Source organism: Hymenobacter montanus (genome assembly GCF_014699115.1).
GTDB lineage: Bacteria > Bacteroidota > Bacteroidia > Cytophagales > Hymenobacteraceae > Hymenobacter > Hymenobacter montanus.
In genome coordinates this window covers 286030-307813 of the sequence record NZ_JACXAD010000002.1, presented here as the reverse complement: position 1 = coordinate 307813, position 21784 = coordinate 286030, and the positions used below count along the sequence as shown (strand labels likewise).

The window sequence follows — 21784 nt, the reverse complement described above, 5'->3', positions numbered from 1 at the left end:
TCCAGCAGCCGGTCCAGGGCGGGCTTGACCAGGCGGTCGAGCCCGTTGATGGGCGTGCGCAAGTCCAGCCCCCCGGGGCGGTAAGGCACGAAGGGCACCATCGGCGGGGCCATCGGCGGGGCCACGGGCAGGGGCACCAGGGCCGTGCGGATCTCGGGCGTGGTCACGATCTGGCGCAGGGTGACGTTGTCGAGGCTCCAGCCCTCGAACTGAGTGGCACAGTCGCTCTGCAGGCGGAACTTGACGCGCACGCGCCGGTGCCACAGGGCCGGGTCGCGCAGGCTCAGGTAGGTCGTGCGCGGGCCCGGGCCGGGGCTCAGGCCCGTGCGCCGGCTCAGCAGGCTCCACGCACTCCAGCTCTGGTCGGCCTGCTCGTACTGCAGCCAGACCGTGCCGTAGTCGTGGCCGCTCTCCAACCGATACTGCTCGTCGAAGTAGAGGGCAAACCCCATCAGGGCATTGGCCCGCGCGCGCAGGGTGGTGTCCAGCCGGAAGGGCTCACTCACCAGCTCGGCCACCTGGTCGGGCTGGTACGTGCCCGTACTGGCTTGGCCGTTGGCGATGCGCCAGCTGCCGCCGGCCGTGAAAGTCAGGCCGCTGCCCTGGAAGTCGGTGAGCGCGCCGCCGGTGAACTGTTCGTAGGGGGCCAGGATGGGCTGCTGGGATGGGCGCGCGGCCAGGCGCAGCTCTTTGGGCAGCGGCAGCTCGCGCAAGCTGCGGATGGGCACGGGCTGGGCCCGGCTGGGAAGAAAAGGCAATAGCAGCAGGGCTAGCAGCAGGCACCCGGTGTGGAAGGGGACTCGTCTTGGTGTGGTCATGGGGGTAGAAAAATATGGCGAAAGATGGCGGAAGCAGGACTACCCCTAACAGCAGCGCGGGGCCAGCAAACGCTACGCTGGGCTCGGGCCGTGGGGCAGCCGATGCTAAAGGAAGAATAAAGGGGCTACCGCGCCCGCTGCCGCGGGGCGCGCAGGCCAAGCCGCAATCTGGCCGGTGGGTCAGGGCGTTGCCGGGGTGCCGTGGGTAGACGGCCCGCTCGGACGACGGGGGCCGCCAGGGATCGAGCCGCACGTGGAGTCGGGGACGCGGATGGGCTGCCGAGAGCCAGTGGGGCGAGCGAGCCAGTGAGCAGCCCGGCCTGGGAGCCAAAGGTGCGGCGGCACTGGTAGAGGTGACGCAGCGTGTCATCCTTAGCTCCGTTGGCCAGGACCTTGTTACGCACGTACAGGCCATAGTAGGTCGTGTCCTGCCCCGCAGCGGGCGCCGCTTCCTGCAAGAAGTAGAAGCCCCTGGCATCAGTCACCTGCAAGGTCGGGGGCAGGGGCACGCGCCCGCCCCCGAAGGTGCGCACCGTGCCGCGCAGTTGGGGTCGCGGGGCCAAGCTATCGAGGCCGCCGGCGGTGAGGATGGGTTGCCAGAGCAGGCGGAAGGGCTTGCCGTCGGCCTGGGCCGTGCCGTCGGCCTTCTGGAGTGCCAGACCCGTTAACGTGCGTAGGTTGTCGAGCAGCACCGCGCCCAGAGGGTATAGGTCATAATCACCGGTAGGGACGGAAACAGAAGCCTCAAATACCAAACGCGAGATATTGGTGGTGGGGGTGAAGGTCACCGTATCGGTTTGCCAGGTGGTGCGGTTCATGGGAATGACCTTGCTCCATAAGCGGGTGCCGGGGGCTACCCCGGTGTCGATGAACTGTGTGCTGGTGCAGGCTTCCGTACTTCCCTTGACCTGTAACGTGATGGGGACTTCAGGATTCATGCTGTCCCATCGCAGATACTTGGGGGCATAAGCCACATCAATCAGAAACCGGTAGGTGACGCCCGCTTTCAGCGGCACGCGTAAGTTCTGGCCGAAGTAAGCGTTGTTACCATAGAAAGCTAAAAGCCCTATATAAGACTGGCCATCGGCGGGCGCCATGCTGCTGCCGTACGCCTCCCAGGGTAATACAGGTAATATATTAGGCTCCGTCGAGCAGAAGCTCCAATCGATGAGGCCGGGATCGTAGATGCTCCGATAATCTGGGCTTGCTCCCTCGAAGGAGGGATTGACGAAGAGGGAGTCTTTTCGGAATTCAGGGGTGGTTGCGCTGGCCGCAATTCTGCTAGTGGCGGCTCGTGGAGAAGATAGTTTATCTCTGGGAGAGATTACTGATGTAGCCTCGATTGGATGAACTGGATAAGAAGGAGGCGCCTGTTGGGCCCTGCTGGGCCAACTAGCTAGTAGCACCAGGGCCAGTAGTAGGCCCCCGCCGTGGGCAAAGGGTAATGCTCTTGTTGTCATGCGTGATAAAAAAAGTGTGGTAAAAAAAGATGGAGGAACGGAGGGCAGGCACTACCATCGCCGCAGAACTTGCAGGTTTTATAGTTATCCGACACGTGGTAGAGCTCGAATAAAAGCGGCTGGTGCACCCGCCGCCGGAGGGCGGGCAGGGCCGGCCGCAACCCGGTAAGCAAGGCCGCCCCGCGGTGTGGCTGGAAAGAGACTTGTCCGGACGGCGGGGCGAAGTACCAGGGGATGAGCCACTCTTTGAGCAGAGGCCCTGCGGAGGCTACCGAGGGCCAGCGGAGCGAGCGAGTCGCTCAGCAGTCCGGCTTGGGAACCGTAAGTGCGGCCACACTGGTAGAGGTGGCGCAGGGTGTCATCTTTGACCCCATCAGCTAGGGGCGTGTTGCGCACGTACAGGCCGTAGTAGGTCGTGTCCTGCCCCGCAGCGGGGGTCGCTTCCTGAAAGAAGTAAAAGCCCTTCGCTTCGGCCTCGGTTATCTGTAGCTTCGCGGGCAGCGGTACGCGCCCGCCCCAAAAGGTTCGCACCGTGCCGCGCAACTGAGGCTGGGCCAGGCTGTCAAGCCCGCCAGCAGTGAGGATCGGTTGCCAGAGCAAGCGGAAGACTTTGCCGTCGGCCTGGGCCGTGCCATCGGCTTGCTTGAGTGCAATGCCGGTCAACGTGCGCAGGTTATCAAGCAGTACTGCGCCGCGAGTTATTGGTTCATAACTAGAGCCAGTAACATAAAAGCGCACGTGCGCAATATCCTTTGTAGGCGTAATGGTCACCGTATCGGTCTGCCAGGTGGTGCGCTCCATCGGAATAACCTTACTCCATAAGAGAGTGCCCCTACCGTCGTATTTGGGGCATTGATCCGCACCACCATCAATGCACAAAGTGATGGGGACAGGAGTTCCTCCTGCATAGAAATACGTATCTATGTTAGCATAAGCCACATCAACTAAGCCACATCAACTAGGAAAGTATACGCAACCCCCGCTTTAAGCGGCACACGTAACGGTTTTCCTACGGAATAGAACTCTATACCCCAATGAGATACCAGCCCAAGATAAGCGTTTTCTTCCGCCGGTGCGACGCCATTATAAAGGCTGGAAGTAGAATACCGGAAAGGTCCTTCGAGACTACAAGATAGAGGTGATCTTTCGAAGGAAGGATCGGTAAAGAGAGCGTCTGGTCGGAAGGCGGGGGTCGTTGTGATCGAGGCGTCGCGCGCTGGCCCTTGGACAGGCGCGCGCCGGGCCTTGGAGCCTGCTACTAGCCCCGCCCCCGCCAGGTGCTTCGGCGGACGCGGCACTCGTTGGGCTCCGCTGGGCCAATAGGTCAATAGCAGAGCCAGTAGCAGGCTCCAACTGCGGGCGAAGCGTACTAGTCTCGTGGTGGTCATGGGGTGGAAAAAGGATGGTGGAAAGCCGGGCTGGTAGTGGGGAAGAATAGAAAAGGGGCTATCGTGCCTGCTGCCGCGGGGTACGCCGGCGGGGTTGCGGCCCCGCCAGAGGGTCAGGGCCTTGCTCGGGTGCCGTGGGTAAGTGGCCCGCTCCGACTATGGGGGCTGCCAGGGATGGAGCCGCACGTGGAGTTGGGGACGCGGACGGGCTGCCGAGAGCCAGCGGGGCGAGCGGGCCACTTGGCAGGCTGGCCTGGGAGCCGAAGGAGCGGCGGCACTGGTAGAGGTGGCGCAGGGTGTCGTCCCTGGCCCCGTTGGCCAGGGGCGTGTTGCGCACGTACAGGCCGTAGTAGGTCGTGTCCTGCCCGGCAGCGGGCGCCGCTTCCTGAAGGAAGTAGAACCCCTTGGCATTGCGCACCCGTAAATTCTTAGGCAGCGACACGTGTCCGCCTTGGAAGGTGGTCACCGTGCCGCGTAACTGAGGCCGAGCCAGACTGTCGAGCCCAACGACCGAGAGGACAGGTTGCCAGAGCAGGCGGAAGGCTTTATCGGCCGGCTGAGCTGTCCCATCGGCTTGCTGCAGCACCAGGCCCGTCAACGTGCGTAAGTTATCGATTAATACCGCCCCAATTTGAGTACATTCCCGGAAACAAGGTCCTCCGGCTGGGGGTAAGGTCCCCGTAGCTTGAATGGATAAGTAGATAATGTCGGTCGTGGGCGTGAACGTCACCGTCTCCGTTTGCCAACTGGTGCGGGACATAGGAATGAGTTTGCTCCACAACAAGATGCTATTGGAGGAGCCATTATTGGCATCGCACCGTTGCGCACTACCCCTGATTTGTAGCGTGATAGGAACTTGAGGCCCGTACCGTAATAATTCCAGCGAAAAAAAGTCCAGGCCATAGGCCACATCGACTAAGAAGGTACAGGTCACCCCTGCTTTGAGTGTATCGGATAAGCGCTGGGAGACGCCAATATTCCCACCGCCACTACTATAGATTGCTACATAATCGTTTCCGTCCGTTGGCCTGAGGGTACTCAGATTCCAGCCACCACCGGGTGTAGCCGGCAGCATTTGATAACCGGCGTAGCAGAAGCTAGGCCACCAATCGGTGGCGTTCGGAACTCCAGGAGCATTTCTTTCAAAGGAAGGATTGGTAAAGAGAGCATCTTGTCGGAATACGGTCGTACTTGTTGTGGCTGCGGCGTCGCGCGCCGGGTCTTGGGCGGGCGTTAGCCGAGCCTTGGCGGAGCTTACCTGCCCCGCCCCTGCCGGGTAAGTCGGCGGACGCGGCATTTGTTGGGCTTGGCTGCACCAGGCAGTCAGCAGCATCAGCAACAGGGCCAGCAGGTGCCAGCGGCGGACCAAGGATAATCGTCTTGTTGTCATGGGCAGTAGAACAGGCTGGTAGAAGTGAATGGTAGAAAGGAAGACCGTCTCGAACAGGAGCGCAGGCCGAGCTCTGAACCAAGCGGAAGCACTGGCTGCGGGGCTATCAGTGATCCGGGAGAGAACAGAAAGGCTAGTACGCCGACCGCTGGGGGCGGCGAGCGGCTGGCTCTCCCGGACGGCGGGGCGCCCGGGCCGGGGCTGCGGGTGCCCCGCCAACAGCTAACGGGGCGAGCGAGCCCCCCAGCAGGCCGGCCTGCGAGCCGAAAGTGCGGCGACACTGGTAGAGGTGGCGCAAGGGGCCGTCTTTGGCCCCATTGGCTAGGACCTTATTGCGGATGTACCCGCCGTAGTAGGTCGTGTCCTGACCCTTGATGCCTACCCCCGAGCCCGGCGCCATAGGATGGGCCCGAGCAGAAGCCACCTGAGTCTCGGGGAATCGCGCTAGCTCCGAGCCTGGTGGGCTAGGCGGCTTACGCTCGGGCGGGTGAGCCTGGCTGGGCCAGCTGGAAGCCAGCAGGAGACCGGAGCAGCACTCTAAGCGGGTAGAGGTGGTTGTCATCAGCCGGCAAGCATTGAGGCGTTGTTCATAGAAAGGAGTAGGAAAGCCTCGCCCTTAGTAGCTACCCGGTAGCTGAGCGGTTGCCAATCGCCCGGCCGGGATGCCCGGGCAGGTGACTCTCAAGCAGATTGCCCAGGCCATAAACAGTGCGTGAGTCCGAGTCCTGGCAAATCCGGGCCCTTTACAGACTGGGCCAGTGAGCCAGAGCCATCATTGGTAGAACGAGCGGGCAGGCAGTACCGGGTTCAAGCGCTCCTTCAAATGTTGCCCGGGAAGCTTTCCTTTTCCTAGCGTCGGCCACCCCCGCTTGGATGAATAACCTAATCAGTAGGACCAACAACAAAATTCGTTGGTTCTACTGATTAGGTTATTCGCCGCTCAAGCCCATCCGTTTCCCCTGCTTGTCCGGTCTGCTCCCCACGTCGGGGCTTATGCCAGCGCCCCGCACTTTAACGGACCTGGCCTCTCCCCTACCACTTGCTCGGGCAAGCGCAGCCCCCTAAGGCATCGGGCCATTCGTACCTAAAGCACCGGCGCTAACGCAAGTGGCATCGAATAGTGCTACCTTTTTTTCAACCACGAAAAAATATTCATTCTCGGCCCTGCCGACAACCCGATCCGTTATGAGTACTAACTTATCTGGCGTTCCCCGATAAACCTTAATAAGCAGTCGTTCCTTTTCGGCCTCTATAAGCCATCGACTACCTTGCCTTTGGGGTATTTCACGGTGTACTTCAAGTCGAAGGTCTGGGCTTCGGCGGCCTTCAGATCCAGTTTCCAGGTGAGTTTACCCGTTTCCCGGTCTGACGTAGCTCCCCGGGCCTCCTGTAGTTCTACTTCAATCTGGCTGTCGCGCGAAACGGGCAATTGGTCTTCTATCGTCATCCGAATGGGCTGCTTCTTGGTATTGCGGACGCTAATCCGGTAAACGTACGTCTCCACGACATGGCGACCAATGAATTTGCGGCTGCTGAATTCGGTGATTTTTTCTCTTTTCACCACCACTTTCTTGTCCCGGCCCAGCGAAAGGCTGAGCGTATCCTTGGTATTATTGGCATCCAGGAAAGATTCACCCACGAAGGTGCCTTCGAAGTAGATATTGGCCGTTCCCGACAACAGATTATACTTCTCCCACCCCGTCACCTGGGCCAGCAGGAAGGCATCGCTGTCTAGCTTAGGAACGGAGAAGTGGCGGTAGCTAGCCGGCAGCTCGTGCGCCGAGATGTCTACTAGCTGCGGATTGCCGCCCGAGGGAATGCTATAGGGCAGGGAAATATCGAAGGAAACCGAAACGGTGGATTCGGTCACGGTGGTATAGTTGGCCACCGTCTCCGATTCAGGGCTTTCTTGCAATGCTTCTACGGTGTCGGAGCGCACTTCCGTCGGTTCTTCTACCGATACTTTCGCTGCCGCCACTTTCTCGTTTATTTTACGTTTCTTATCCAAATTTGCATAGCCATCCGCTCTTCTGGGCTCCGCCAGCGACACGACTTGTGCTTCTAACGTAGGGCTGGTGCCGCCCTGCGTTGGATTGGTGGTAGAAAGCGTCAAGCGGACTTTATTCCAGTCTAGGCCCGTGTTCTGGCGAACGTAGGCTTTGTAATTCAGCTGAACGGGGCTGCGGGTATCCTGGGCGCGCAGGTCGTACACGGGGGCCCAGCCGGCGGCGTCAACCATATAGCTGATTTGCAGCTCCACCGGGACCCGGCTTTTGGCGGAAAGGCTGACCAGTACCTCGCTCGTCGGCTGGTTTCGGCGCACGTTCAGCTCATTCAGCTGCTGCTGCAGCCGCGTTACCCGCTCCTGGACTTTGTGCAGACTCAGGTCGTTTTTGATGAGCCGGTTCTGGATGTCGGTGAGGCGGTTCCGGAAAAAGTTGGCCATCTGTTGCAGACGCTCTACGGTGACGCCCGCCTGCTGGCCCCCAATGCTCTGGTTGGCCAGTAGCAGCTGCTGTTCCTTGTTCAGTACATCCTTGGTTGATTGCAGGGTGCTCAGGTCATTACGAGCGATTTGCAGGGAATCTTCCAGGTGGCGAACGGCGGCAGATTTGGTCTGGGCACTCAGGTGGTTTAGTTGTCCTTTCACCGATAGAATGACGGCTTCTCCCTTCCCCGCCACCTGTAGGCTTTTCCGGTCCAGCCCGGCCGGCAGTCCTTCGATTATCAGTTGGGTAACTCCCGGGCTAAGGGTCGTTTTGGCCGTATGGGTGAGTTGAGCCCGGTTGAGGAAAACGGTGGCGTGCGTAAGGCTGGCCCTGAGTTTCTGTTCCTCCGGCTGCTGGGCGATAGCGATACGGGAAATGCTCCCAATAATCAGCATCAAAACGGCCTTTTTCATATACATAGGAAAGGTTGGCTAAAGGTGCGACTCCTCCCATAGATGCAACACCCGGGGATATTGCATAAGGCTTGGGACCGCCTCCGGCCGTAGCAAAGGGCCCACACCAAACCACTAGCCGGATGCCGGGTGAATCCGCAATGGCTTAGGGCTTTTTCTGTCCAGTCAAGGGCCAATCATACCTACGTGGCCGGAGCTTTGCCGCCTATCCATTGATTAACAGCCGGGCCGGAGTGGTCGCCGACGGGCCGCAACGGTTCCTACTCCCAAGGCTACCGAACCAACCCCATCCGAGCCGCTTATTGAAACCGCACAACGAACGAAGAATGGTCATACTCAACGGAAACGAAATATTGGAAACCAACGCTTATAGCGGTTTTCAGCTCAGTGTACAGGGCGCAGCCGGGAAAACCTCACCCCCGGCCCCGGTTCGCTTCATGCGCGAAGCCCCAGGAGAGGGGAGCCAGACGTCGTATACACTGACTATGAAATTGTTCTAATCTATTGATTAACAATCCCACACTCAGCCGCCGTTGGTTTATGCGGGGCCCCGCCTACATTTGACGCCCCGCGTGCTTATCCCCTACTCCTACCCGTCGCCATGCATCTACTCATTATTGGCAATGGCATTACCGGCGTTACGTGCGCGCTGGCGGTGCGTAAGCAGCTCCCCGAGGCTCGCATCACGCTGGTGTCGGCAGAAAGCGCGCACCATTTTTCGCGCCCGGCCCTCATGTACGTCTACATGGGCCACCTGCGGCCGCAAGACCTCAAGCCCTATGAAGATTGGTTTTGGGATAAAAACCGGCTCGGCCTCGTACACGCCACGGCCACGGCCCTCAACCCGACCGAAAACCTCCTTACTCTCGACAACGGCACCACCCTGGCCTACGACCAGCTCCTGCTGGCCACCGGCTCCGAAAGCAAGCGGCATGGCTGGCCGGGGCAGCACCTGGCGGGCGTACAGGGGCTTTATGGCTTGCCCGACCTCGAAGCCATGACCCGCGACACCCGGGGCATCAGCCGGGGCGTGGTAGTGGGGGGCGGCCTGATCGGCGTCGAGCTGGCCGAGATGCTCCACAGCCGCGGCATCGAGCCCCTGGTGCTGGTGCGCGACGCCCATTACTGGGGTTCGGTGCTGCCGTCGGCAGAAGCGAACCTGGTCGACCGGCAGTTTGCGGAGAACCGGGTGCCGGTGCGCTACCGCACCGAACTGCGCGAAATTCTGGGCGATGCCCAGGGCCGGGTGCGGGCGGTGGTCACCACCACGGGCGAAGAAATTGCCTGCCAGTGGGTTGGCCTTGCCACGGGCGTCACCCCCAATATAGCGCTGGCCCGGCGGGCGGGCATTGAAACCGACTGCGGCATCTTGGTCGACGAGTACCTGCGCACCAACGTACCCAACGTGTACGCGGCGGGCGACTGCGCGCAGCACCGCCAGCCGGGGGCCGGCGAGGTGGCCATCGAACAGCTGTGGTACACCGGCCGCATGCAGGGCGAAACCGTGGCCCAAACCATCTGCGGGCAGTCCACGGCCTACCGGCGCGGCATCTGGTTTAACTCGGCGAAGTTTTTCAATTTGGAGTACCAAACCTACGGCCAGGCCCCCGCGGCGCCCACGGCGGGCCTGGAGAGCTTTTACTGGGAACACCCAACGGGCCGGGCGGCGTTACGCGTCTACTTCCGGGCCGGGGCGCCCCACGCCGTGGTCGGGTTCAACGCCCTGGGCCTGCGCCTGCGCCAGGCTCAGTGCGAGCAGTGGATCCGGCAGCAGGCGCCGGTGGCCACGGTGATGAGCCACCTGGGCGCGGCTAATTTTGACCCTGAGTTCTTTCCCCAGCACGAAAAAGCAATGGTGGCGGCTTTCAACCGGCAGTTTCCTCAGCACCAAGTGGTCTTGCGGCAGCGCAAAGGCTTGTTTTCGCTACTCAGAAAGTAAGCCTTTAAAAATGACCAGCCAACAATCAGCAACCAGCACCAGGGTAAGGAAACGGTGGGCCGCCGCCCATTTTTAATTCCTCATTTTTAATTTTTAATTCCCAATTCCCGTGGACTACTCCAAACTGTACCGGCCCTCGGCCCTCAATAGCTTCCAGTTCATTGCCCTCACGGGCCTGCTGATGAGTGCGGGGGCCCATCTGATTCTGCACTTCTTCGTGAGCCGCCCCCTACCCAGCGGCTTCAACTGGCTGTACGTGTGCTGGGCGGGCTTTTACCTCATCGGTACGCTCATCAACTTCTTCGGCAAGCCCGATGAGCCCCACCATCATCATTAATACCGCCAGTCGTTAACAGTGGGCCGTTCGCGACCAGCCGCTTTACTACCTAAACCAGTTTTCACATAGGAGAAGGGAATTAAAAATGAAGAATTAAAAATCTGCTGATCAATTTCTTAATTTTTAATTCTTCATTTTTAATTGTTATATAATAAAACATTTATGTCTCCCTCTCTACCAGCTTCCTCCCCGGCCGAAAAGCTGACGCTGGCGATGGTGGCCACCGGCTTGCTGGCCCTGCTCCTCGCCCTGGCCGATGCCGACCCCGGCCGCCAGCAAACCTGGCTGTACCTGGCCCTGGGCCTGGTGAGCATCGGCACGCTAACCTGGAGCTGGCTGAGGTTCGGCCGGCACCCGGCCGGGGTGCAGCAGAATAACTTATGGCAGCGGGCCAGCACCGGGCGCGGCAGCGTGGCCTGGGTAACGGGCCTCGTACTCACGGGCTTTTACGTGGTGCTCTACTGGTACAGCAGCGACGATGGCCAGGGTAATTTTGGGCCACTCAATAACCTGGTGCACGGCCTCGACAGCTTCAGCCGGTGGCTGCGGGCCCGGCCAGCCGACCAGTGGTTTTTATACGGCACCTTTTACACGTTAGCCATCTTGCTGATGGGCACCCGGGCGCTCTGGAAATACCGCCACTCGCGCTACCAGCTTATCCGCACCGGCTCGGTGATGTTTTTCCAGTTGGGCTTTGCGTTCATCATTCCGGCGCTGCTCCAGTTTTTCCAGCAGCCCGAATTTTACTTCAGCTACTTCTGGCCGCTGAAGTACGACTACCTGTTTCCGGGCACGGCTGCCGCGCTCGTGCACAATGGAGGCCTGGGGGTATTCATGGTGTTTTGGGGCGCCGTGATGTCGCTGCTGGCTACGCCAGTACTCACTTACTTCTACGGCAAGCGCTGGTACTGCTCGTGGGTGTGCGGCTGCGGGGGCTTGGCCGAAACCGCCGGCGACCCTTACCGCCAGCTCGCCGACAAAAGCCGCGCGGCCTGGCGCTGGGAAGTGCGCATCATCTACCCCGTGCTGGGGCTGATAGTAGCCATCACGGCCGTGCTGTGGGTGAATTTCGCGCTGAACAGCTCCTTACTCGGCGAGGTGGGCAGCGGGGCCGCCAAGTGGTACGGCTTCGCCATTGGCGCGGTGTTTTCGGGGGTAATCGGGGTGGGCTTCTATCCCATCCTGGGCCCGCGGGTGTGGTGCCGCTTCGGCTGCCCGATGGCGGCTTACCTGGGCCTGCTGCAAAAGCACTTCTCCCGCTTCCGCATCAGCACCAACGGCGGGCAGTGCATCAGCTGCGGCAACTGCTCGAATGTGTGCGAGATGGGCATCGACGTGAAGCAGTACGCCCAGCGCGGCGAGCCCATCATCCGGGCCTCGTGCGTGGGCTGCGGCATGTGCAGCACGGCCTGCCCCCGCGGGGTGGTGAATCTGGAGAACGGGCCCCGCGAAGGACGTTACCAGGCCTCGCCGCTGATTCACGCGGACTCGCTGCGGATATTGAGCTAAATTTCGGGCCATATGATTCCCGCCAATGCTTCCTAAGGTTCATCACTCTACGCCAGCAGGTAGCTGGCGTAGGGCAGCAGGCTGCCTTGCTGTAGTTATCTGGGGCACCGGCTGTGCTTCCATCCGTCCACCATCGGCAGCCGTTCCGGGCATATATAGCACGACTACCGGTCTGGAAAATCTTATGCCTGAGTTTGGCCGCCGGCCCATCTTTAACGACTACGTAGCCCTTACCTATCGAGTGCCTTCCGCCCGCGACACCTCGCTGGTGGTAAGAAAAAAATGGCGCGAGTTAAAATCGGTTCCGCAAGTGCTGCCTTTGGGGATGCCCGGCAGCATTTTGCTCACCAAGGATGGCTGGGCAATTGATGAAGCGGAAGTTCCCAACATTGAATGGAAGCGCTACCAACAGCGGCTAGCCGCCGCGGGCGGCAACGTGGCAGCCACCCAACTGGATCCATCGGCGCTGCCTGTTCCCGATTATTTCAGCAATGTTTTCTACGACTATTATCCGGTCGTTGGCGTGAGCTACGAGCAAGTAGTTGCCTTTTGCAAGTGGCGGGGCAAGATCATCAGCTACATGATCAACCGGGATAAGAAACTAGGCTCGGCCGATAGCCTCGCGGCATCCTACATTGTGGTGGAAAGTCGGCTTCCCACCGAGGCTGAATGGGAACAAGCGGCGCTCGTCAAGCGCGGCCTGCCTTACGGTAGCAAGTATATTTCAGCCCCTATTCAAATAAACCCCGAAGCAGCCAGTTACTTTAAGCAACGCTCGGGCACTGAGGCCGAGGCTTCTCAGATCAGAGCCGATATCAAGGCCTACAACGACTCGCAACCATCCCGCTCGTTCATCAACTACAACCAGGCCGAGCCATATTTCCTGCGGCTGCCAACCCCCGCTTACGTGTATGGCGGCCCCACCAACGACTACGGGCTCTACAACCTGCTGGGTAATGTGGCCGAAATGATTCAGGAGCGAGGCATTACCAAAGGTGGCAGTTACCGCGACCCGCTTACGGCCTGCACCGTGATTTCGCGCAATCCATATTCCGGGCCTTCCCCCACAGTTGGCTTTCGCTGCGTTATCCGAGCCACCCAACCCAACCGCGGATATACCCCAAAGCGTTAGCCGCACCTCAGTACAAATAGAACCCATCTCCCAGGCTGGGTGAAAGCTTCTTCCGACAGGCGGGTGCGGCCCTTAGTACGAGTAGAACCCATTACCGGGGCCGCACCAATGCCCGGCGCACCCGGCTGAGCTGGGTAGGCGTGATGCCCAGGTAGGAGGCAATGTGGTACTGGGGCACGAGTTGCTCTAAGTCGGGGTGGCGCTGCCGCAACAACTGGTAGCGCTGCTCAGCGCCCAGTAGCACAATTTCTATCTCGCGCTCCTCCTTTTGCACGTAGAGCAGCTCGGCCCACCGGCGGGCCAGGTGCTCCAGGGCGGGCCAGGCGGGCAGCAACGCTTCTAAATCGGCGTAGCGAACCACCCAGGCGCGGGAATCGGTCAGGGCCTGAAGCTGGATCTGGCTGGGCTGGCCGGTGACGAGGGAAGCATACGCCCCGAACAGCGTAGGCGCCTGAAAAAAGTGCTTGTTGTACTCGACGCCCGTCGCACTGCTGTAAAACGCCCGCAGCAGCCCGCTTTCCAGCACGCCCAGGCTGTGGGCAACCTCCCCGGCGCGGGCAAAGTAAGTACCCTTGGGTAGCTCGGTGAGCACAAACAGCGGTTCCAGGACCTGCCAGGCGTCGGGCGGGACGGGAGCAATACGTTTGAAGTATTCGTGAACCAGATGCATAAGGGCAGCCCGGGCGCCGAGCCGGTTTCTAGTCGGGGCCAGCGGGCAAGGTACAACAGCTGCTATTCGTTGCGGTCGCCCCTGGCGGAGCATCTGCGCCGACGGCGGCCAGCGGGATGGGTAACAAAAGGTTGGGCATCGCAGGCTAGTCGGGTAAACGAACGGCACAAAGGTGGGGCGTTCGTTTACCACTGTCCCTTTACATAGGTAAAGAAAAGCAGCTCAGTCCTTTTTCTTTACCTATGTAAAGAAGGCTCTTATTGGCCGCGGCTAGGTTTGTGGCAGGGTTGACCTATCAGGTTCAGCCGAGTTCAAAACTGCCTATCTCCTATGAATCCCTCTGGCAACATCGTCCTGCTCACTGGCGCCACCTCTGGTATCGGGCTGGCCCTCACCAGTCATTTTTTGCGGCACGGCAACACCGTAGTAGCCGTCGGGCGGCGGCTCGATGCGCTGGCGGCCCTGCAAGCTGCCCACCCCAACACCCTGTACGTGCGAGCCTGCGACCTGGCCCAGCGGGCCCAAGTCGACGAGCTGGTTCATTACCTGGAGCGCGAGCACCCCGACCTGAACGTCCTGATCAACAATGCGGCGGTACAGTACAACTACGACCTGCTCGAAGGCGAAGATGTGGTGTTTCGCACCGAACACGAGGTGCAAATCAACCTGCTGGCTCCCCTCCGGCTTATTGGCCTGCTGCTGCCTGGCCTGGCCGCCCAGCCCCGGGCGGCCATCGTCAACGTGAGCTCGGGGCTGGCCTTCGCCCCCAAACGCTCGGCGCCGGTGTACTGCGCCACCAAGGCGGGGCTGCACGTCTTTACCCAGGCCCTGCGCTATCAGCTCGAAGCAACCCGGATCGGGGTGTTCGAAATTATTCCCCCGCTGGTCGACACGCCCATGACCGCCGGCCGCGGGCAGGGCAAGCTGACGCCCGAGGCCGTAGTGGCCGAGTTCTGGCCCAACTTCGTGCGCAACCGCTGGGAAAGCAACATCGGCAAGGTGAAGCTGCTGCGCGGCTTGCTGCGCCTGGCCCCCCGGCTCGCTCGGCGGCTCCTGAAAACCTCGTAGCCAGCAGAACCAAATGGGTTGATAGCCCGGCGCCTGCGGCGGGATGCCCAAGCAGGAAATCAGGGTAGAACGCCCATTTTTAATCTAATTTCAACCCGGACGGTGGGTTTCCGCGCTCACCCGGAAAGTACGCGCCACTAGCTCTGCCAATCTAGGCCGGGAGGCCTTGCAGCACCCGCTTGGCGGTGCGCACGTGGTCGGTGGCTCCACTCAGGGGATTGAAAGCGTACTGAATGATGCCGTTTTTATTCATCACGAAAGTACCCCGGCCGGGCAGCAAGCCGCGGAGAAGGCAGTAAGCCAGGCCAGCACGGGGTGGCCTCTTGCCGTGTTGATGGCGGCTGCTAAAGAGAGGAAGGGTATTTTCGATAGCAGCAGCCGAGCTTCCGGCTGCTTCCAATGAAGCTGCTACCGATGACTGCTTAATTTCACTGCCCCACCCTTCTTGATGCTCTCCTTTAATCTCACTTAATTTCCCAGGCCGGCCAGGTAGCGCTCAGCATCCAGAGCGGCCATGCAGCCGGTACCGGCCGCCGTCACGGCCTGCCGGTAGGTGGAATCCTGGACATCGCCGCAGGCAAATACCCCGGCGATGTTGGTTTTGCTGGTGCCGGGGAGGGTTTGCAAATAGCCCCGCTCGTCGTGCTGCAGATACGCCTGGAAAATTCGGGAATTCGGCTCGTGCCCGATAGCGACGAAGAAGCCGGTCAACGGAATCTCGCGGGTTTCGTGGGTTAGCACATGCTTCACGCGCACCCCTTCCACGGCGTGTTGGCCCAGAATCTCGTCGGTCACGGTATCGAACAGGACCTCGATTCGGGGGTTGTCGAGTACGCGCTGTTGCATGATTTTCGAGGCTTTCAACTCTCCTTTGCGTACAATCATCGTCACCTTGCGGGCCAGGTTGGCCAGGTAGAGGGCTTCCTCGGCGGCCGTGTCGCCGGCCCCCACGATGGCTACCTCCTGGCCCCGGTAGAAGAAGCCGTCGCACACGGCGCAGGCCGACACGCCCGCCCCGTTGAGCCGGGCCTCCGACGGAAGACCCAGCCATTTGGCCGTGGCCCCGGTGGCGATAATGACGGCGTCGGCCGTCAGCTCCACGGTTTCATCCACCGTGATCTTGTGTGGCTGGGCCGAGAAATCCACTTGCGTGGCGAGCCCGGAGCGGATGTCAGTACCAAAGCGAGCGGCTTGCTGCCGCAGTTCTTCCATCATGTTAGGACCACTGATACCCGCGGGATAGCCGGGGAAATTCTCTACCTCCGTGGTGGTCGTAAGCTGCCCGCCGGGCTGGAGGCCCACATACATAACGGGATGTAGGTTGGCCCGGGCCGCGTAGATGGCCGCCGTATAGCCGGCTGGGCCGGAGCCAATAATCAGGCACTTATGGTGTTCAGACATACTAATAGCGAGTTGGAGGACGCCCTGCCCGCGCTCAGGCGACCAAGTTGGTGAAAGGATACGAGGCTAGCACCCCGCGTAGCATCTGGGCAAAGGCTTCCGACTCTAGCAGGTACCCCAGGTGATTGCCCGGTACGGTTACTACCGGACACCCCAACTGCTCGGCGACGATGGGCACGGTGCGGGCGTAGAAGGCCTCTCCGCTGAGGGCCCCCCTCAACATGGTCACCTCCACCCTGGCTACCCGGATAGCGGCCAAGTCGGGCACGAAGTCCGCTATGTTCAGCAGTTCCTTGCCCAGGAAGAACGAGCTGTTCTGGCGCTGTTGGGCATTCGGGACCGGGTGGCCGGCACTAAACCCCACCATTTGACTCATAAACAGCTTCATGGCCGGTTGTGGGCCTTGGGCTAGAAAAACCCGGTGTACTTCCGCCGTAAAAGCTACTTGGGCAGCCGCATCGGGCAGCAAGCGCAAGACGGGCGGCTCGTGTGCGAGCAGCGCGGCTACCTGGTTGGGGTGGTCGGCCGCCAGCTTAAGGCCAATATTCGCACCCGCGCTGCTGCCGAACACGAGGCTCCGCTCGTACCCGGCTGCTCGCATAACCGCTACCACATCGCGGGCTTGCTGCGCCATATTAAGGTCAGCGGTGACATCACCCGAACTGCGGGAGAAGCCCCGGCGGTCATAAGTAATCACCGTGAACCGGCCAGCCAACTGGTCCGCGATGGGCCGGTAGCTGGCCGCCTCCCCGTTACCACCGGGGATAAACAGGAGCGGTCCGCCGGTTCCCTGCGTGTCGAATACTAACTCCGCGCCTTCGCTGTGAACTGATCCGGTCTGCATAGGAGAAATTAAACTAGATGAAAAATGATTTATTTCTTTGATTACCAGTAAACTATGTGCTAAAATCAAGAAGCCGATCAGCGAGGTGCGGCAAGTACTGGCTTGCCAAGTGGTCGAGCACGTAATGGGGCTGGACCTTCACGCCGTAGCGGGTGATTTGCAGGTCGGCGTTTTGCTGGCCGAGGCTGGTTTTAAGCTGCTGTCGCGCGGCGAAGCGTACCACTCACTGAAGCGTACCACTCACTTTTACACGGGAACTGTCATGAGGACCATTGGGAAACCCGCAGGGGGTGAGCAGCCCGCTAGCTCCGACAAAGGTCAGGCCTTACAGCAGGGTCAAAATCGGTAGCATACAGGTGCCACGAGGGCAATATCTTGGCCCTGCTGCAGTTTTGCCGACACTTTCGGGCAGCCATCGCCCGCGCCCCGAAGCAAGCGCAGCCGGCAGCGAGTAGGCCGGAGCATCCGCATAAGCGCCCCCCTGGCTGGCTACTTGGCCAGCGTCTCCAAGCCCGCCTTGAATTCAGCTGTATTGTACTCCGCCAGGCCCGTGTGCTGGGCAGCGACTTGTCCGTCCGGGGTCAGGATAATAGTGGTTGGCAGCGAGGGAGAATCGAAAGGGGCTGGCAGAGGAGCGGCTGGGAAATATACCGGAAAGGTATAGTTCTGGCGCTTCAGCAGCGCCCGCGCCTTAGCCGGATTCTCATCCAGGGAAATTAGGACGAACGCGACTTTCGCCGGGTTCATCCGCTGGTAGAGGGCGTGAATGCCCGGCAGCTCGGCCACGCAGGGCGGGCACCAGCTGGCCCATAAGTTCACAAAAACTACTTTGCCGGCCAAGGCGCTCAACCGGGCGGGCCGGCCATCGAGCGTAGTCAGGGCCAGTTCGTGCGGATAGGCGGCCCGCCGCCCCGCCCGCGCTGGGGCCAGGCTAGCCGGGTGTTGCGGCGCGGCGGCACGCCACCAGCCGGTGGCCAGTATCCCCCGCTGAAGGGGGTCCAGGACCACGGGTCGTAGGTCGGTGAAGAGCACGAGCGCCAAGGCTCCCAGCCCGGCAAATTGCAGAAAAAAGGAACGACTTACCACGGTGCTAATTAGTTAGGAGATCTTGGCTACGCATCGGGCGCGCACGACCCTTAGCACGCTCTACTCAATGCTGCCCGCGATGCAGAGTGGGCAAATGCCCAAGTGGAAAAAGAACAGAACTACCTGCTGGTACCAGGTCCGCCCAACCAACGTCAGAGGACCACTCACACCGGCGCTAGCGTATTCTTTACTGTTCCAGATGTCAAGGCTCTAGTCTTGGCCTGCTGGTCGTAAAAACAATTAGCAACCTATTAGAAACAGAAAGAAATCGCAGAGAGCTAGCGCGGCATCACAGAGAAAAGCGAGGATTCGCGGTTTCACAGGCGAGGGTAAGGAGAGTGCAAAGACATTACCAGGCAGCCGGGTGAGCTACTCGATGAATTTTTTAATGTCAGCCAGCGGTAAATCGTCACCGATATAGCGGCCGTAATGGGCCACGGCCACGATGCCCTGCTCATCCAGCAGAAATTCGGCCCCAATGCGGGTCTTGTTACCGTCTTGCGGCACCGGCTGGACAAAGAGTTTCTTGCCCTCGCTGGCTTTGCCTATCACGCCGTGAAACATAGATTTCATTGCCTTGCTGCCCGACACTTCCACGTCGTACAGCTTGTAAAGGCTCTCATCAGGGTTGGCCACCATCGTAAAGGGGATGGTTTGTCCGACTAAGTACTTGCGCATATTTTCGGCGGAGGACTCGTACACCGCTACCACGGTCAGGTTATGAGCCTTAAAGTAGTCGGCTTGGGCAACGAGTTGGTACATCCGAAGGTTGCAGACCGGGCAGCCGACGTTGCGCATAAACGCCAGCAGCACCTTGTGGCCCTTGAGCGTCGTCAGCGAAACCGGTTGGCCGGTGATATCCGTCACCATAAAAGGCCGGGCGGGCTGATGAGCTTGGAGGCGGGTCGGGGCATTGGCTACGGTGGTGGCGAACACGGGCAAGGCCATCAGCCCGGCGGCAACCAACGAAGGAAGGGAAAACGAAAAAGACGGCATGGAATGAGGGAGATAGGTTGTTTTCCTTTTATTCCAGTTGCGGGCGCCGTATCACCCACGGGCAGTTCAAATATTTTGGGACACGTTTTCTGGCTGGCCTTACCGTAATGCTGGTGCTGGCCGCGCTGGGCCTGCTAACACACGAGGACAGGCAGGATATTAACGGGATATTAAGTAGACTTCACCGGCCGGACAAGTTCAGTGACTTCTCCTTGATTCCCAACCTTCCTCCCTAATCACCTATCCACGTGAAGATAAAATCAAGGAGGAGTTTAGGGCCGTCCAAAGACGGATAATTTAACAGTCCTCTATTAGCTCTAAAAGCCCGGCCAGTCGACCGGGCTTTCAGAGCTTCGAATACCCGTGAATTAAATGCTGCCGGTAAGGCGACAGACCGCTTTTATTTTAGCGCCAGGGCCGAATTTATTTCGGCCTCAATCTGCTCATTGTACTCGGCAATGCTTACTGTTTTAAGCAATTTATGCGTACGAGCGTCCACCAAGACAATTACTCCAGTAGCATTCACCGGACTTAGGGTCTTGGCTACACCAAGTTTAGCCAGTTCTTTGGCCGAGGCAGCTTTCGTCATCGCATCGGTTAGGTCATTGGGGACGAATACAATCGCTTTGTTCGTATAAGTGGGCATGATGCTCATTACCCGCTGGCCGTTGGCTTTGCAAATGGCACACCAATTGGCGCGGTTGATGACGCCAATTACTTTGGGGCTCGGCTTGTCACCAGACTTAGCGAATACGTTGTTGGTTAACAAGTTGCTTATGAACAAAATGGCCAGTGCTGACAAAACTGTTTTGAGGGTTTTCATGTGGAATGGGGCTAAACGTAAATTTTAAAAAGATGAGGTTACGCCTTTAATACCCACTCGGCCGGCCGAATCACCCAGCACTTCCTAGTATTTTGTTGATCTAATTTAAGAGAGCCTAGAGTAAGAAAGTTATGTTTATTACGCACAACTGTTTACGCAGCCTACAACTCATCAAGTCGCTCTATTAACTCCTGATTCTTGGGGGCTGTTAAAACCTGCGACTCAGCCCTACCCGGGTTTAGCCGGTGCCCAGGCGATAATCAACTCCCTATTAAACGGGGCTTCGGCCGGCAGTCGGGCCAAGTGCGGGGATAAGTGCAGGTAGTTCCGGCAGATGATGGCGTTCAGCAGCGGGCGCTTGCAGGTATCGGCTACCAACTGCTCGGAGCGGGTGGCGGCGTGAACCTTCTGGTTGCGCCTGTGCCAGACGGCGTGGGCTAGGCGGTGGGTGCTCTCGCCCTTATTGAGCTGCTTCTGGATGGGTTGGCGCAGCTCCACCTAGTCGATGTAGCGCAGCAGGAATTCGGTTTTGACCAGCCGGCCAGGTTCTTTCAGGGCGCGGTAGAGCAGGCGCCGGCGGGCGTAGGAACTGCATAAGTAATGACCTCTATCAGCACGTCCTGCTCATCTGGCGTCCGCGAAGCCGAAGCCTCTCTAGCGCTTCGTAGCACAACGCTGGCCAAGCAGTAGAGAGGCTCCGCTCGGTAGACCTTTTTCTAGACTAGTACTTGTGACCGGCTTTAGTCGCCTAAGGCAAATAGAATGCCTCAGTCCGCAGCGGATTACCCCAAAGTCAAGCGCCGGCAAAACGCAAGTTCAAACAAATGCTTTCCGAAACCGGGGGCTATTCCGCCCTCAGCCGGGCAGCGGCCGGTACACGCCGAACAGCAAGTCGCTGGGGTGTTTTTCCAGGAAAGCGTCTTCCAACTCGCACAGGGTGGCCAGCAGTTGCTGCGTTTCAGGGTCGTCGTCACGCATAAAATGGTGGGCAATGTCCTTGAGCACCAGCGTAAGAATGTTGCCGCCCAGCGCGACTTCTTCCAAGGGAGCGAAGTGCTGATGCAGCCCGGGCACGATGCGGTCAGACTCGGCTGCTTCCGACGGATCGGCCAGACGCATGCGCCACAAGCCGGGGCCGCTCACGCCCGTTTTAAGCTGCCGCGACAGGTAGCGGACCCGGAACCGGGCGGGCACCACCTCTCGCAGAATGCGGTTGGCTTCGGCCAGTTGGGCGGCCGTCCACTGCAGGCGGGCGGGGCCCACGTAGTCGTTGAGCACCAGCAAGCCATCGGGCCGCAGGACCCGTCGCATGCGCGCCAGCACCCCGGTCACGTCGTTAAAATGGTGCAGGGCCGAATGAAAGAGCACCACGTCGTACGAGGCCGGTGGGAGGTCGAGCGTGTTCACGTCGGCCACTTCCGGGCGGAAGTTGGTGAGGCCCTCGCGCTGGGCCGTCGCCGCGGCCTGGGCCAGCAAGCGCGCCGCGATGTCGACGCAGTGCACCTCGGCAAAGTGGGGAAGCCGGGCAAACGCCAGTTCGTGCGAGGCCGCCCCACTGCCCAGCGACAGCAGCCGGAGCCCGGTGCGGCCGGCCAGGTATTTTTCGGCCACGTAGGCCTCATAGGCTCGGGCTGGCTGGCCGGTGATGCGCTGGTTCCAGCGCCGCCGCACGATGGGCACCTGCCACCAGTTGGCCGCCCGCAGGGTGGGGTCGTCGAAAGCCGAGCGGGTGCGGGCCAGCGCATTCAGCCGCAGTTTCGAGAGCAGAAACGGCAGGCCCCGCTGGCGCAGCTTGGCCAGGGTTTCGAGCAGGTCGTCGGAGGTGAGAAGCGGCATGGATGGGCCGACAGAAAATTCGGCCCGCAAACTTAAGCCGCGGTTTTCTGAACAGGGTATGTGGCGCGGGACCTCACGTGACTCCTACGGGTCAGGTTCCCGCCTGCACTACATATGCGGCTTCTGCTGTAAACCGCCAGGGGGCTTCGAGCGGTTGAAGCAATTTTCGACTTTGGTGCGGGCCC

General features: G+C 60.0%; 19 protein-coding genes and 1 pseudogene. 5 read left to right on the top strand and 15 right to left on the bottom strand.

The annotated features are described in order from the left end of the window. The 6 genes from IC235_RS02990 to IC235_RS02965 form a co-directional block, all read right to left on the bottom strand. Positions 1-818 (bottom strand): hypothetical protein (locus tag IC235_RS02990; protein WP_191003674.1); only part of this gene is annotated, 818 nt, incomplete at its 3' end. A gap of 125 nt (positions 819-943) precedes the next feature. Further along, entirely contained in the window at positions 944-1915 is a 972-nt protein-coding gene (locus IC235_RS02985; RefSeq protein ID WP_191003673.1) for a hypothetical protein, read from the bottom strand. A 447-nt stretch (positions 1916-2362) separates the two neighbouring features. After that, positions 2363-3079 (bottom strand): hypothetical protein, encoded by a 717-nt coding sequence (locus IC235_RS02980; protein WP_191003672.1) that lies wholly within the window; start codon positions 3077-3079, stop codon positions 2363-2365. 645 nt (positions 3080-3724) lie between these two features. Next, a complete protein-coding gene (locus IC235_RS02975; RefSeq protein ID WP_191003671.1) occupies positions 3725-4426 on the bottom strand; it encodes a hypothetical protein in 702 nt (233 codons plus the stop codon). A 763-nt stretch (positions 4427-5189) separates the two neighbouring features. After that, complete coding sequence (locus IC235_RS02970; RefSeq protein WP_191003670.1) at positions 5190-5480, bottom strand: hypothetical protein; 291 nt, start codon at positions 5478-5480, stop codon at positions 5190-5192. 825 nt (positions 5481-6305) lie between these two features. After that, positions 6306-7958 carry a DUF4139 domain-containing protein gene (locus IC235_RS02965; protein ID WP_191003669.1) on the bottom strand — a complete coding sequence of 551 codons (1653 nt, stop codon included), beginning with the start codon at positions 7956-7958 and terminating at the stop codon, positions 6306-6308. A 601-nt stretch (positions 7959-8559) separates the two neighbouring features. Here IC235_RS02965 and IC235_RS02960 point away from each other — a divergent pair. The 4 genes from IC235_RS02960 to IC235_RS02945 all read left to right on the top strand — a co-directional run bounded on the left by IC235_RS02960 (position 8560) and on the right by IC235_RS02945 (position 12875). Continuing rightward, complete coding sequence (locus IC235_RS02960; RefSeq protein WP_191003668.1) at positions 8560-9897, top strand: NAD(P)/FAD-dependent oxidoreductase; 1338 nt, start codon at positions 8560-8562, stop codon at positions 9895-9897. Between the two features lie 109 nt (positions 9898-10006). After that, positions 10007-10234 (top strand): hypothetical protein, encoded by a 228-nt coding sequence (locus IC235_RS02955; RefSeq protein WP_191003667.1) that lies wholly within the window; start codon positions 10007-10009, stop codon positions 10232-10234. Positions 10235-10396: 162 nt separating this feature from the next. Further along, the gene (locus IC235_RS02950) at positions 10397-11743 is read left to right on the top strand and encodes a 4Fe-4S binding protein (RefSeq protein ID WP_191003666.1); all 1347 of its coding nucleotides are present in this window, start codon (positions 10397-10399) and stop codon (positions 11741-11743) included. Positions 11744-11927: 184 nt separating this feature from the next. Continuing rightward, the gene (locus tag IC235_RS02945; RefSeq protein WP_191003665.1) at positions 11928-12875 is read left to right on the top strand and encodes a formylglycine-generating enzyme family protein; all 948 of its coding nucleotides are present in this window, start codon (positions 11928-11930) and stop codon (positions 12873-12875) included. 91 nt (positions 12876-12966) lie between these two features. On the opposite strand, the gene IC235_RS02940 is transcribed toward IC235_RS02945, so the two are convergent. Next, positions 12967-13545, bottom strand: coding sequence for a Crp/Fnr family transcriptional regulator (locus IC235_RS02940; RefSeq protein ID WP_191003664.1), 579 nt, complete (start codon positions 13543-13545; stop codon positions 12967-12969). A gap of 330 nt (positions 13546-13875) precedes the next feature. Here IC235_RS02940 and IC235_RS02935 point away from each other — a divergent pair, with 330 nt between their 5' ends. Then, complete coding sequence (locus IC235_RS02935) at positions 13876-14613, top strand: SDR family oxidoreductase (RefSeq protein WP_191003663.1); 738 nt, start codon at positions 13876-13878, stop codon at positions 14611-14613. Positions 14614-15081: 468 nt separating this feature from the next. Here IC235_RS02935 and trxB read toward each other — a convergent pair whose 3' ends face one another. The 8 genes and pseudogenes from trxB to IC235_RS02890 form a co-directional block, all read right to left on the bottom strand. Continuing rightward, positions 15082-16014, bottom strand: coding sequence for a thioredoxin-disulfide reductase (gene trxB, locus IC235_RS02930; protein ID WP_191003662.1), 933 nt, complete (start codon positions 16012-16014; stop codon positions 15082-15084). 34 nt (positions 16015-16048) lie between these two features. Continuing rightward, positions 16049-16858 (bottom strand): alpha/beta fold hydrolase, encoded by an 810-nt coding sequence (locus IC235_RS02925; RefSeq protein ID WP_191003661.1) that lies wholly within the window; start codon positions 16856-16858, stop codon positions 16049-16051. A 52-nt stretch (positions 16859-16910) separates the two neighbouring features. Further along, entirely contained in the window at positions 16911-17081 is a 171-nt protein-coding gene (locus IC235_RS02920) for a hypothetical protein (RefSeq protein WP_191003660.1), read from the bottom strand. A 266-nt stretch (positions 17082-17347) separates the two neighbouring features. Beyond that, on the bottom strand, positions 17348-17944 hold the full coding sequence (locus IC235_RS02915) for a TlpA family protein disulfide reductase (protein ID WP_317173521.1): 597 nt from the start codon (positions 17942-17944) through the stop codon (positions 17348-17350). A 369-nt stretch (positions 17945-18313) separates the two neighbouring features. Beyond that, positions 18314-18940, bottom strand: a complete 627-nt coding sequence (locus IC235_RS02910) for a redoxin domain-containing protein (protein ID WP_191003659.1) — start codon at positions 18938-18940, stop codon at positions 18314-18316. Between the two features lie 400 nt (positions 18941-19340). Further along, entirely contained in the window at positions 19341-19763 is a 423-nt protein-coding gene (locus IC235_RS02905) for a hypothetical protein (RefSeq protein ID WP_191003658.1), read from the bottom strand. Positions 19764-19991: 228 nt separating this feature from the next. Continuing rightward, positions 19992-20342, bottom strand: a pseudogene (locus IC235_RS02900) (Tn3 family transposase); the annotation flags it as partial. Between the two features lie 276 nt (positions 20343-20618). Then, positions 20619-21599 carry a class I SAM-dependent methyltransferase gene (locus IC235_RS02890; RefSeq protein ID WP_191003656.1) on the bottom strand — a complete coding sequence of 327 codons (981 nt, stop codon included), beginning with the start codon at positions 21597-21599 and terminating at the stop codon, positions 20619-20621. Between the last annotated feature and the right edge of the window lie 185 nt (positions 21600-21784).